The organism is Bacillus sp. SH7-1, from assembly GCF_008042405.1.
Lineage (GTDB): Bacteria > Bacillota > Bacilli > Bacillales > Bacillaceae_G > Bacillus_A > Bacillus_A thuringiensis_N.
Genome location: NZ_QNUD01000060.1, coordinates 1 through 12,244, shown reverse-complemented (window position 1 = coordinate 12,244; position 12,244 = coordinate 1). Strand labels below are relative to the sequence as shown.

The following is a 12,244-nucleotide window of genomic DNA, read 5'->3' as shown; positions in this document are numbered from 1 at the left end:
ATAATAAATAATTATAAGAAGGTGGATAAAATGGAACAACAAATCGTTATTAAACCATATCAAAATGACTGGCAGGAAGAGTATTTAATAGAAAAAGAGAAATTTATTTCTTTATTCGGAGGAGATTGTATTGCTATTGAACATATAGGGAGCACATCCGTACAAGGATTAGGAGCGAAACCCCTAATTGATATGATGATTGGTGTAACGGATTTGCAAATTACCGAAAATTGGATTGATGATTTGTTGAAAATTGGATATGAATATGTGCCAAAGGAATCAACTAATTGGCGCTTTTTTAGAAAGGGGAAATGGAGAGCGGGTACCCATCATTTGCACGTTTATATTTATAATAGTGACGAATGGGAAAATAATCTTTTATTTCGAGACTTTCTAACAAAACATGAATGGGCACGCAATGAATATAGAGAATTAAAAGAGAAACTTGCAGCTACATTTCCGTTTGATCGTGCTTCATATACAAGTGCAAAAGCGCCGTTTATTCAAAATATGTTAGAATTGGCCAAAACTCAAAAAATTTAAAATTACAGATTATTATCTGAAAAATTTTAAAAATCCCTTCCTGCGTTACTTATAGGAAGGGATTTTTTATTTTGTCATAACGATATACATTATTTCTAATTATTGGAGACAGATTAGTTTATTTATTTCAATATTTCTAGTACATTGAAAATATTAAGGGGGAATTAAGAAATGAAAGCGATTGTACATCAATATAAAAAAGGGGTAGAGGGATTAGAATATAAATTTTTATCTGAAACAAATCCTAAAGCCGGTGAAGTAAAAGTAAAGTTAAAAGCTGCAGGATTAAATCATAGGGATTTATTTATTATAAACAATAGAAAAGAAATGGATTTACCGTTAGTAATAGGGTCAGATGGCTCAGGTATTGTTACAGAAATCGGAGAAGGTGTTTCAAATAACTTATTAAATAACGAAATTATAATAAATCCTAGCATTGGATGGGAAAATATTGCCGAAGTACCAGAGTTACCAGAGGTGTTAGGGGGACCGAGAGATGGGACGTTTGCTGAATATGTGATTGTGCCAGCTAAAAATGTAGTAGCAAAACCGTCATATCTTACTTGGGAAGAGTCTGGCGTATTATCTTTATCGGCATTAACTGCATATAGGGCGCTTTTTACAAAGGGTAGATTGAAGTGTGGAGAACATGTTTTAATTCCCGGTATAGGCGGAGGTGTAGCGACATTTGCCATGTTATTTGCAAAAGCAATTGGTGCAAAAGTAAGTGTTACTTCAAGGGGAGAGAACAAAAGAAAGTTTGCCGAAACATATGGTGCAGACTTTTCTTTTAATAGTTCTGGAAATTGGGAAGAAAGTTTACGCGGAGAGAAAGTCGATTTAATAATCGATAGTATAGGTCCAGCAACATTCTTAAAATACTTTGATGTATTAAAACCAAATGGGAGAATTGTTAATTTTGGTGCAAGCTCCGGAGATAAAATTGAATTACCTTTACGAGCGTTATTTTATAATCAAATCGATATTATGGGGACATCTATGGGTAGCCGTGAGGAATTTAATAAAATGATTAAGTTTATAGAGAAACATAAAATTAAACCAATTATTGATAGAGTGTATTCGTTAGAAGAAGCCATTCAAGCGTTAAGCCGTATGGAACAAGGAGAACAATTTGGTAATATCGCACTTCGTATGTAATAAAAATATGATTTAGCAACTAGTATATTTAAATAACTATGTTATGTATTCTACACATAAAAAGCATATAATTCGTATTGTTTTAAAGGTTTTTCAGCTTTATACATAATTAGCCGTTATAATTAGTCTTAATATTGTCAAATGAGTACTAGTAAAATGAGAATTAGATGAGAAAAATTTAAGTCCATTTTCATATTGATGTTGTATACTGTGTAAATCAAGAACGCTTTTATGTAAGGAGAGAGTATTATGAATTACACAGTATTTCAATGGTTTAATAATTTTGCTGGATCGTCTAAACTATTAGATGCGCTAATGATTGCTATTACAAATAGTGCTGTATATGTAGCAATTTTGTTTATGTTTATCTTATGGTTTAATAATGGAAAGAAAGTCAGTGCCATTAAAAAACAATACACAGTGTTATATACGACACTTTCAGTCATTATCGCATTACTAGTAAATGTTGTGATACATGCGGTATATTACCATGCACGTCCGTTTGTATCACATGATGTACATCAATTAGTGCCACATGCAGCAGACTCATCATTTGTTAGTGATCATTCTGTACTTGTATTTTCCATTGCATTTGTATTTTTACTTAGAGGAGAAAAACTTAAATATGTCGCTCTTATTTGGGCAGTATTAGTCGGTATATCACGTATGTACGTAGGTGTTCATTATCCTCTAGATATACTTGGTGCTGCTTTCTTAACATTTATTACGAGCGGCTTAGTAATGCAAAGTACACGTATGTTTGAACCGATAGCGAGATTTGTATTCAAAATGTACGCATTGGTAGCGAAACGAATTCCTTTTCTAGCGAAATATAATCATATAGCTTAATTTTTATAAATAACTATTTGTAAGTGTATTTAAGAGTTCGCCTTTGGAAATCCAGAGGCGAACTTTTTTATTGTGAACAAGATAAGAGGATACGTAATAAAAGGGTGCCGAAAACACAACTTAAATTAGTAGTATCGAGCACCATGTGACAAATTTATCGCGCTTGAATATTCATAAATTTCACGCACCGCACTATAAATAGATAAATAAACAGAAACAATAGCTACTTTCAGAACGTTTTAAAGGAATTAAAAAGAAAAGTTCGAAACATATAGTATTGAAATCAAAAACTACATAATTTGTAGCACACCTTTGCCGTAATTAATTGTGAAAGAAAGGAGATCAATATGCATAAACTTCAAACGAATAAAGGCGCGCGGTATTTTATGATTGCTTTTATTGTTTTGTTTCTTATTATGCTTTTGCGTTTTTTCTATATTCAAGCAGTAGGGGTCGTGCATAATGTGAACGTCAAGGATCTTGCAACTGAACAACATAATAAAAATGGTGTTTTGGAAGCAAATCGTGGCACAATATATGATCAAACTGGAAAGGTGCTAGTCCAAGATTCTACAACGTATCGTGTTGTTGTGAATTTAAAAGGAACAGATAAAGTGAAAAATAAAGATGAAACCGCCGGGCAATTAGCTGATGCGCTTGAAATTGATAAAGAAGATGTGTTAAAAAATTTTCATGAGGGGCGTACGCAAGTTGAAATCGGAAAAGTTGGTCGAAATTTATCTAGAGAAAAGAAAGAACAAATTAAAAAATTAAAAATCCCGGGTGTATCTTTTATGTCTGAGAAAGCAAGAGTATATCCAAATGAAGATTTTGCATCTTATATACTTGGTTTTGCTAGACCAGACGATAAAGGAAATACAGAAGGGAAATTTGGTCTTGAAAAAAGTTTGGATAAATATTTGCGCTCGACAAATGGGAATATAGAATATGTAGGAGCGCGAAGAGGTATCCCGCTTACAAATGATATAGGGAAAATAGAACCCGCTAAAAATGGAAATAACGTTTACCTTACGCTTGATAAACAAATTAATAGTTTTTTAGAAGAATCGATGAATAAGGCACAAGAGCACTATGATCCTTCCATGTTAGTAGGAATCATAGCGGATCCAAAGACAGGGAAAGTTTTAGCAATGTCTAGTAAACCTAGTTTTAATCCTAATAAAGGCGATATTGAATACTTTTTAAATGATCCAATCGCAAATGCATATGAACCAGGTTCAACAATGAAAATATTTACGTTAGCTGCTGCAATTAATGAAGGTGTATACAACGGGAAAGAATATTTTCAATCCGGAAAATATTCCGTTGGTTCATCTGATATAAAAGATCATAATGGTGGATTTGGATGGGGATCTATTACATTTGATGAAGGATTTGAAAGATCATCAAACGTAGCTTTTTCTATTTTAGAAGATCAATTATTAAAACCAGATAAATTTAAGCAATATATGAATAAATTTGGATTCAACCAAAAAACCGGAATAGATTTACCTGGTGAAAGTAAAAATACTTTATTATTAAATACACAAATTCAACAAGTCACAACTTCTTTTGGACAAGGTTCTACAGTAACTCCTATTCAATTAATCCAAGCTGCTACTGCTATAGCGAATGACGGGAAAATGATGCAACCATATATCGTTGACAAAGTTGTAAATCCAACAAACAAACAAGTTATTATGGAAAATCAACCGAAAGAAATTGGGAATCCGATAAAAAAAGAAACAGCGAACAAGGTAAGAGACTTAATGGAACGTGTTATTACGTCTTCAAAAGGGACTGGTACAATGTATAAAGTGGATGGTTATCCAATTGGAGGTAAGACAGGGACAGCACAAATTCCGAATCCTGAAAATGGACGATATATGGAAGGGAAAGAAAATTATATTTTTTCATTTTTAGGTATGGCTCCGATTGATGACCCAGAGTTAATTGTATACTTAGCTATTAAGCAGCCAAAGTTAAAGGGAGATGAGTATGGAGCTCAGCCGCTTGCTGAAATATTTAAACCAGTTATCAAAAATAGCCTTGAATATTTAAAGGTGAAACCATTTACAGAAAAACAAATGACAGATGCAACGAAACGATCTCAATTAAAAGTACAAAATTATATCAACCAATCAATAGATACAGTAGAGAATAGTGTAAAAGAAGAAAAACTCCAGCCGATAATTTTAGGAGAAGAAAAAATCAAAAAACAATATCCGCAGTCTGGTGAAGTAATGAGTGGAGGGGATCGTATATTTTTATTAGGAAGTAACCCCAAAATGCCAAATTTAAAAGGGTGGTCCATGCGTGATGCTATGTATTTCTCTAAACTATTAAAATTAGATTTAAAAACTACAGGGACAGGCTATGTAACGAGTCAAAGCATTGAAAAGGGACAAGATATACAAGAAGGAGATATATTAGAACTAGAATTAGAACCACCATTACAACCGTTAGCAGAGGCGAATACAAATTAATTTGGGCAATGTGAAGGGTCTATAGACAATAGGCTCTTTTTTTATAGATGTAAGTAATTTCACGCACCGTAATTTTTAGAAAAAATAATAAAGAATAGAATTAACAGTGAAGTATCATTAAATATCTGATTATTTTTTATTTACAGTTAAAAATAATTGTGATAATATGGAAAAAATCAAATGCAGTGAAGAGAAGAGTAAATAAAATGAATTTTTCACAGAGAGCTCCATTTAGCTGAAAAGGAGTAAAAATTCTTTATTGAACCAAGCCTCTGAGCAGCGCATCGGAACCTATTATTAGGGGATGGTGTGACGGGAGCTCCCGTTATAGAGCTATGGTATAAGCATGAAGAATGCAGTACCTGATAAGGTTAATATGGCGACATATTAACAAACTAGGGTGGCACCGCGATGATAAATCTCGTCCCTAAGACTAAAAGTCTTAGGGGTGGGATTTTTTTATTGGTTTAAAACAATTTGGAAAGCGGGGCCTAAAATGAAAAACTTACTTAAAAATTGGAAATATCCTTTATTACTATTGTCTGGAGTTGGTATTGCAAATTTAGGGGCATGGATTTACTTAATAGCACTGAATGTACTTGTCTATCATATGGGTGGCTCAGCCTTAGCAGTTGCTACTTTATATGTAATTAAACCATTAGCCGCTTTATTTACAAACGCTTGGTCAGGAAGCATGATTGATCGTTTAAATAAACGGAAGTTAATGATTCACCTCGATATATATCGCGCGGTATTTATCGCTATTTTACCTTTACTTCCATCACTTTGGATGGTTTATGTGTTCGTATTCTTTATAAGTATGGCCAGTGCGATTTATGAACCAACTGCTATGACATATATGACTAAATTAATTCCAGTTGAGAAAAGACAACGTTTCAACTCATTGCGTAGTTTAATAGGATCTGGTGCTTCTGTAATTGGTCCATCGATAGCGGGAGCATTGTTAATAGCAAATACATCAGAGTTTGCTATATATATGAATGCTATAGCATTCCTCTTATCCGGAGTAATTACATTGCTGCTACCTAATCTTGATAAAAAAACTGATATTCATACATCAAATGACAGGTTATCTTTAGCTGTACTAAAAAAAGATTGGAACATCGTTTTAAATTTTAGTAAAAAATCTTTGTATATCGTTTTTGTGTACTTCTTATTCCAAGGGATGATGGTGTTAGTTGCCGCAAATGATTCACTTGAATTGTCATTTGCGAAAGAAGTTTTATTGTTAACAGATAGTGAATATGGCTTTTTAGTTAGTATCGCTGGAGCCGGCTTTATTTTAGGAGCAATAACAAATACAATTTTATCAAAAAAATTAACACCTTCATTTTTAATTGGAATAGGATCATTATTCATCGCAATCGGTTATATAATTTATGCTTTTTCAAATGAGTTTTTAATGGCTGCAATTGGATTCTTTCTTTTATCTTTCTCTATGGCGTATGCAAATACAGGGCTTAACACTTTTTATCAAAATAATGTCCCTGTCCATATAATGGGACGGATTGGGAGCATATATGGCTTATTTATTGCAGGTATCACCATTTTGATTACGATTTTGTTTGGAGTTGCAACCCAATTTATTTCGATACAACTCGTAGTTATTGTAGGATCATTGGTAATGCTACTGATTACTATCATATTGTGTGTGTTTACTTTATTGCCTTCACATTCTAAGGTGCATTCTTCTGAGTCGATGCATTCGAAATAGTTTTAGAATTTACGGTGATATATAGGAGGGTTCACCCTCCTATATATGGAAATATAAGAAGTTTGAACAATATTGATGAACAAGGGTGATTTTTATAATGAAAACAAAAGATCAAATAGACAACGTTGTAAAAGAAATACATCGGCATATAGATTTCTCAGGGGTAATTTTAGTGAAAGAGGAAAAAAGCGTAGTCTTTGAAGAGGCGTTTGGTTATGCAAATCGAAATGAATGTATAAACAATACAATACAAACTAGATTCGGAATTGCCTCAGGATGTAAAATATTCACAGCAATTGGCATCTGTCAACTTGTTGAAAGGGGTGTAATTACTTTTCATACAAAGTTAAAAGATTGTTTGAGTATTAAATTTCCAAATTTCAATGAAGATATTACAATACATCACCTTCTGACACATAGTTCGGGTATTCCGGATTATTTTGATGAAAGTATTTTGGATAACTTTGAGGATCTTTGGAAAGAAACTCCTATGTACCTATTAAAAAGTTTAAAAGACTTTTTACCACTATTTCAAAACAGAGATATGATGTTTGCACCAGGAAGTAAGTTTCACTACAACAATGCAGGGTTTATCATACTTGGATTAATAATCGAAGAACAGACAGAACTTAAATTTACGGAGTATATAGAAAAAAACATATTTAAACTAATCGATATGAATGATTCTGGCTATTTCTCTTTAGATAGATTACCAAGACACACAGCTCTCGGATATATACAAGATGAAATTAGCCAGACATGGAGAACAAATGCTTACTCTATTCCGATAAAAGGTGGTTCTGATGGTGGAGCTTTTATTACTGCGCCAGACATGCTGAAGTTCTGGGAAGCATTGTTTAACTATGAAATCATAAACCGAGAATATACAAAAATACTATTAACTCCTCACATTCAAGTGAATAATAAACAGTCTTACGGCTATGGAATATGGATTGAAACAAGGGAAAATAAGATATTCAAATATCATGTAATGGGATATGATCCAGGAGTCAGTTTTCGCTCAGCCGTATATCCAGACTTAGGAATTACATTAGTTATTCCATCGAATAAAGGGGCAGGACCCGAAAAATTAATGAAAGAAATAGAAGGAGCTTTTTAATTATATGGATATAGAAATTAGAGCGTATAGTAAAGAGGATGAAACAGGTTGGATACGTTGTCGTGTGTTATCTTTTCTAGATACAGCATACTACGATAATATATTTAGAGAGAAAGAAAAATATGAAAATCCTGCTATTGAATTAGTAGCTGTATATGAAAATCAAATTGTGGGTTTAATAGATATTGAATACGAATTAGAAGAACGTACAGTTTGTTCAAGAGGGACTGGTCTTGGCGGTATGATTTGGCATATTGCAGTTCATCCGGATTTCCGTAGAATGAAAATTGGTAATCAACTATTAAAGGAAGCGGAGAAGTTAGCGAATGAACTTAACCTAAATCGCCTAGAAGCATGGACTAGGGACAATTTATGGGTTCATGGATGGTATGAAATGAACGGTTTTGTAAACGTAGACTCCTATTTACACGTATATAGCGATCATACTGACGAGATGAAAGGTGTAATGAAAAGTAATATAGATCAGTTATATCCAGTTCAAACATTTGCTCATTATACAGGTGAAAATAAAGAAGAGATAAGAAAACAATTTAAACGGGTTCATGATTGTTTTTGTTTTGAAAAGTATTTTAGTTAATGAGGAACCCTTTATTTACTAAATAAAGGGTTTTCTAATTCTGCACAAATACATATGATTATATGGATTTGTGCAGAATTAGAAAAACATTACTATATAGTTATAAATTTTAATTATTAATTCATATGAAAGGATGTGTTAACAATTTGTATATGATCAACGGTAGCTTGTTTATTATTTTAGGGGTTATTTGTTATTTCATTGTACGTGGAATATTAATTGGTACCAAAAATAAAAAACATGTGATTTGGTGGAAAGAAATAATAAGTTTTTTATTCTTGGTCTACATTTGTATGGTTGTTGCAGTAACTTTATTCCCTTTACCAATCGGTTTTCCTTCTAATATTGAAAATCTGAATCGCTCGGTCAATATAATACCATTTGCATCAATTATTAAAGACATCAATCAAATTGGTAGTGCTTATGATGGAGATGCCCTATTTATGATTGGTCTAATTGTAAGAAATGCAGGCGGGAATATTTTATTATTAATGCCTTTAGGGTTTTTAGCACCAATCCTATGGGATAAATATAAGAAATTCAAAAATACAATTTTATTAGGATTTTCTATATCAACTAGTATTGAATTGCTGCAATTAATTCAGTCTTTATTTAGTGGAGTGGGACGAATTACTGATATTGATGATGTAATGTGTAACGTTATAGGTTGTATTGTTGGATACTTTATTTATAAAATCACTATAATGCTAGCTGCTAAATTTAACATTCAAGTATTTAATGAGACGGATTCTAAAAGAATAGAAACTATTGATAACTAACAATTCATACGTGTTAAAGTATACATTTATTTTGAATAAAGATGATAAAAGACGTACGAGTCAAAAGTACGTCTTTTTACTTTTATAAATAAGCTTTTGGCTATTATGGTGTAACATAATAAATAGACAATAGTATAATCGGAAATGCATAATAAATTAATAAAAAAGTGTAAATACATTCATCCCTTGTTTATCAATGTTGTGAATGGTAATACTAAATAACATTGAACTTTTATAACAAGGGATGATAATATGATATTCATTTACACGGATTTCGGTGGAACACATTCAACTGCACTCGCTGCAGCTTATCATTTAAATAAATTACCAACGGATCGTAAGCTAACAAAAGAAGAAATATTAAATGTAGATTATTTTAATAAATTGAAAACTGAAGATATGGGGAAAATTATTTTTCATGGAATAGATGAAAATGGTAACCCGGTTTATACGATTGGATGCGGCGCATCGAAAGTTGTTGTACCTGCGATGAAGCATTTAGGAGAGATTCTACAAAAACATTATCAAAGTCATGAAAAGATTATTTTTTCTAATACATCACCAACAGTGCCTTTACCAATGACTTTTGGCGGTCTGTTTTCTAGAAGGTTTCACATCGACTTTATCGGTGTACCACTACTTGTATGGGGTGCAAAACTTAGCTGTGATAACGTACAAAGACTTGTTAGTTATACGAAAGAATCCGGGCGATTAACAAATGATTATGTTGTGATTTTAGATAACGAAACTTTTAAATAATGTAAGATAAAAGGAAAATCAAGCAAATTTCTTGATTTTCTTTTTAATTTGTGAAAAAGACAAGAAATATTCACATTTATCATCTATCTACTATAGCCAAAACAATAAAGTCCTGTTACTATTACAGGGATATTCTCTTTTCATAACATAAATATATAGAAAAATTAGAAAAGAGGAATTGAATTAAGGGAGGAACAACATGAAGCGTGTTGCTTGGATTACTGATAGTACAACTGCGAGTTTTACAACAGAAGGAGATAACTTTGTTATCCCAATTGAAGTTATTATTGATGGTGTGTCGTACAAAGATTGTGAAGAAGGTGTGCGTGAGCGCGTTTATAATGCTTTAAACGAAGGTAAAACTGTCACTACATCACAGCCTAACATAGGGGAAATGGTAGAGTTATTTTCGAAATGCAAAGAAGAATATGAACAGGGATTTGCAGTTGCTATTAGCGGAAAAGTAAGTGGAACCTATCAAAACATGAAATTGGCTGCAGAAATGGCAGGTTTCCCATTAACGGTATTAGATAGTGAAACAACAAGCTATCCAATGGATGAACTAATTAGAAAAGCGAAATCGTTATACAATGATGGTATGACTTTACAAGATATACACAAAACATTAGTAGATGAAAAAAGAAGACCTTTCCATGTATTCCCGAAAAGTTTAAAAGGCCTTTACGCAAGTGGGCGTGTAAAGGGCGTTCAATTTTTACTTGGAAGTTTATTAAGTGTCAACTTAATATTAGAAGTAAAAGGTGGAGAGCTTTTACTGGAAAAGAAAGTTCGTAAAATCCAAAAATGTCGAGAATACATTAAAAATGAACTTGAAAAAGAATTACCAAAAGTACTTCACATGTTCCATGCTAACGATAAAGATGGAGCCGAAGAATGGATTGCAGATATTAGACAGGCATTCCCTGAAATGGATTTCAAATTATATCCATTACCAATTTCATTTGCGGTACATGCAGGTGAAGGTACAATAGCAATTAGTTATTAAGAAGAAAACCCGTGAATGATTCGCGGGTTTTTTTATTTAAAAATGGTGCATACCACGCCGCCATCAGATGGAAGTTTTATAGCACTTTAGAACGAAATTTGTATTAACTTGAAACAAAAATTTTATTTAATCGCTTTGGGGAGCAACCACAATGCCTTGACTTGATTTGAAATTAAAAATATAAACCTTTGCCTACTGGCTGAACAGTTTCTAGTACAATATCAACCATTTCTTCATTAATTAGGGTGCTTATAATCCAAGCTGAGAGTTCTTGAGCAGCAAAACAACCCGCAGCAGTTGAAATATTTCCTTCGTTTACGAAACTTTTTTCAATAACGTCTACACCAAACTCTTTAAGTTGTTCTACTGCGGATGGATATGTAGTTGCTTTTTTTCCAGTTAACAATTTTTTAGCTCCTAGTAATAGTGAACCAGAACACATGGAGCTTATTAATTGTCTTTGAGGATCTACATGAATGCTATTAAGATATTCTTGATTTTTATATAAATCTTGTACTCCCTTACCACTTGCAAATATTACAGCGTCAGCAGAAGGAATATCAGATAGGCTTCCTGTCATCGGAATACGCAAACCAGACATGGAAATATGAGTTTTTTCCGTTCCTAATAGTTGGACATTCCAATCAGAAATACCGCCAACTAAACGTACACGATTTAATAAATCCCAGGGTAGAAAAACATCTATATCAGTAAAATTATCGAAACAGACTATTGCAATTTTCATTTTCTACTCCTCCATTACTGTTGTTAACGTTGCCAATTAAATTTTCTAACAAAAAAATTGCTTTAACAACTGATTCTAACTCCATATGTATGTCCCTTTATTTACAATATAAACTTCTCCTTTTTATGTTCTATATTAAGTGATAAATTCCTGTATATCCCATGCGTATAAAAGAGGTGTTAGCGATTTTTTAATTGCTCTAAATATAATAAGATGTAAAATCTTTTTCTTGCTTTCTATCGATTTTCTCTACAAAAATAAGATTTGTAGCAATAATTCGTAAGGTATTGAGGGATGAAAATCTTTAAAACTTTCAAGGAAATAGGTGTAATTCATCACACATACAAATAGAAATAAAAAAGTCATCCTTTCTCATAAATTTACAGATAGAATCATGTTTGATTTTTATAATTTTTGTAAAATAGTTTTGACGTATTTATTTTTTCACTATAAAATAATATTCATT

The 12,244-nt window shown here is 32.3% G+C and carries 11 protein-coding genes and 1 other annotated feature; of the genes, 10 read left to right on the top strand and 1 reads right to left on the bottom strand.

Annotated features, from left to right (window positions below; all coding sequences use genetic code 11):
• The first annotated feature begins 30 nt into the window (after positions 1 to 30).
• The 10 genes from DN390_RS29620 (at position 31) to DN390_RS29575 (ending at position 11,033) form a co-directional block, all read left to right on the top strand.
• On the top strand, positions 31 to 543 hold the full coding sequence (locus DN390_RS29620) for a GrpB family protein (RefSeq protein ID WP_147809261.1): 513 nt from the start codon (positions 31 to 33) through the stop codon (positions 541 to 543).
• 171 nt (positions 544 to 714) lie between these two features.
• Positions 715 to 1,701: a zinc-binding dehydrogenase gene (locus DN390_RS29615; RefSeq protein WP_147809260.1), complete on the top strand. Its 987-nt coding sequence runs from the start codon at positions 715 to 717 to the stop codon at positions 1,699 to 1,701.
• Positions 1,702 to 1,950: 249 nt separating this feature from the next.
• Positions 1,951 to 2,550: an undecaprenyl-diphosphatase gene (locus DN390_RS29610; RefSeq protein ID WP_147809259.1), complete on the top strand. Its 600-nt coding sequence runs from the start codon at positions 1,951 to 1,953 to the stop codon at positions 2,548 to 2,550.
• A 347-nt stretch (positions 2,551 to 2,897) separates the two neighbouring features.
• On the top strand, positions 2,898 to 5,036 hold the full coding sequence (locus DN390_RS29605) for a penicillin-binding protein (RefSeq protein WP_147809258.1): 2,139 nt from the start codon (positions 2,898 to 2,900) through the stop codon (positions 5,034 to 5,036).
• A 176-nt stretch (positions 5,037 to 5,212) separates the two neighbouring features.
• Positions 5,213 to 5,468: a binding site (T-box leader), on the top strand.
• A 64-nt stretch (positions 5,469 to 5,532) separates the two neighbouring features.
• Complete coding sequence (locus DN390_RS29600) at positions 5,533 to 6,771, top strand: MFS transporter (protein ID WP_147809257.1); 1,239 nt, start codon at positions 5,533 to 5,535, stop codon at positions 6,769 to 6,771.
• A 97-nt stretch (positions 6,772 to 6,868) separates the two neighbouring features.
• Entirely contained in the window at positions 6,869 to 7,891 is a 1,023-nt protein-coding gene (locus DN390_RS29595; RefSeq protein ID WP_147809256.1) for a serine hydrolase domain-containing protein, read from the top strand.
• 4 nt (positions 7,892 to 7,895) lie between these two features.
• The gene (locus tag DN390_RS29590) at positions 7,896 to 8,489 is read left to right on the top strand and encodes a GNAT family N-acetyltransferase (protein WP_147809255.1); all 594 of its coding nucleotides are present in this window, start codon (positions 7,896 to 7,898) and stop codon (positions 8,487 to 8,489) included.
• A 146-nt stretch (positions 8,490 to 8,635) separates the two neighbouring features.
• Positions 8,636 to 9,268 (top strand): VanZ family protein, encoded by a 633-nt coding sequence (locus DN390_RS29585; RefSeq protein WP_147809254.1) that lies wholly within the window; start codon positions 8,636 to 8,638, stop codon positions 9,266 to 9,268.
• Positions 9,269 to 9,520: 252 nt separating this feature from the next.
• Positions 9,521 to 10,027 carry a DUF3189 family protein gene (locus DN390_RS29580; RefSeq protein ID WP_060631030.1) on the top strand — a complete coding sequence of 169 codons (507 nt, stop codon included), beginning with the start codon at positions 9,521 to 9,523 and terminating at the stop codon, positions 10,025 to 10,027.
• 199 nt (positions 10,028 to 10,226) lie between these two features.
• On the top strand, positions 10,227 to 11,033 hold the full coding sequence (locus DN390_RS29575; protein WP_147809253.1) for a DegV family protein: 807 nt from the start codon (positions 10,227 to 10,229) through the stop codon (positions 11,031 to 11,033).
• 172 nt (positions 11,034 to 11,205) lie between these two features.
• Here DN390_RS29575 and DN390_RS29570 read toward each other — a convergent pair whose 3' ends face one another.
• Positions 11,206 to 11,778, bottom strand: a complete 573-nt coding sequence (locus DN390_RS29570; protein ID WP_147809252.1) for a DJ-1/PfpI family protein — start codon at positions 11,776 to 11,778, stop codon at positions 11,206 to 11,208.
• Between the last annotated feature and the right edge of the window lie 466 nt (positions 11,779 to 12,244).

Coding starts and splice junctions, on each gene's coding strand:
- DN390_RS29620 (WP_147809261.1), top strand. CDS start 31: ATGGAACAACAAATCGTTATTAAACCATATCAAAATGACTGGCAGGAA.
- DN390_RS29615 (WP_147809260.1), top strand. CDS start 715: ATGAAAGCGATTGTACATCAATATAAAAAAGGGGTAGAGGGATTAGAA.
- DN390_RS29610 (WP_147809259.1), top strand. CDS start 1,951: ATGAATTACACAGTATTTCAATGGTTTAATAATTTTGCTGGATCGTCT.
- DN390_RS29605 (WP_147809258.1), top strand. CDS start 2,898: ATGCATAAACTTCAAACGAATAAAGGCGCGCGGTATTTTATGATTGCT.
- DN390_RS29600 (WP_147809257.1), top strand. CDS start 5,533: ATGAAAAACTTACTTAAAAATTGGAAATATCCTTTATTACTATTGTCT.
- DN390_RS29595 (WP_147809256.1), top strand. CDS start 6,869: ATGAAAACAAAAGATCAAATAGACAACGTTGTAAAAGAAATACATCGG.
- DN390_RS29590 (WP_147809255.1), top strand. CDS start 7,896: ATGGATATAGAAATTAGAGCGTATAGTAAAGAGGATGAAACAGGTTGG.
- DN390_RS29580 (WP_060631030.1), top strand. CDS start 9,521: ATGATATTCATTTACACGGATTTCGGTGGAACACATTCAACTGCACTC.
- DN390_RS29575 (WP_147809253.1), top strand. CDS start 10,227: ATGAAGCGTGTTGCTTGGATTACTGATAGTACAACTGCGAGTTTTACA.
- DN390_RS29570 (WP_147809252.1), bottom strand. CDS start 11,778: ATGAAAATTGCAATAGTCTGTTTCGATAATTTTACTGATATAGATGTT.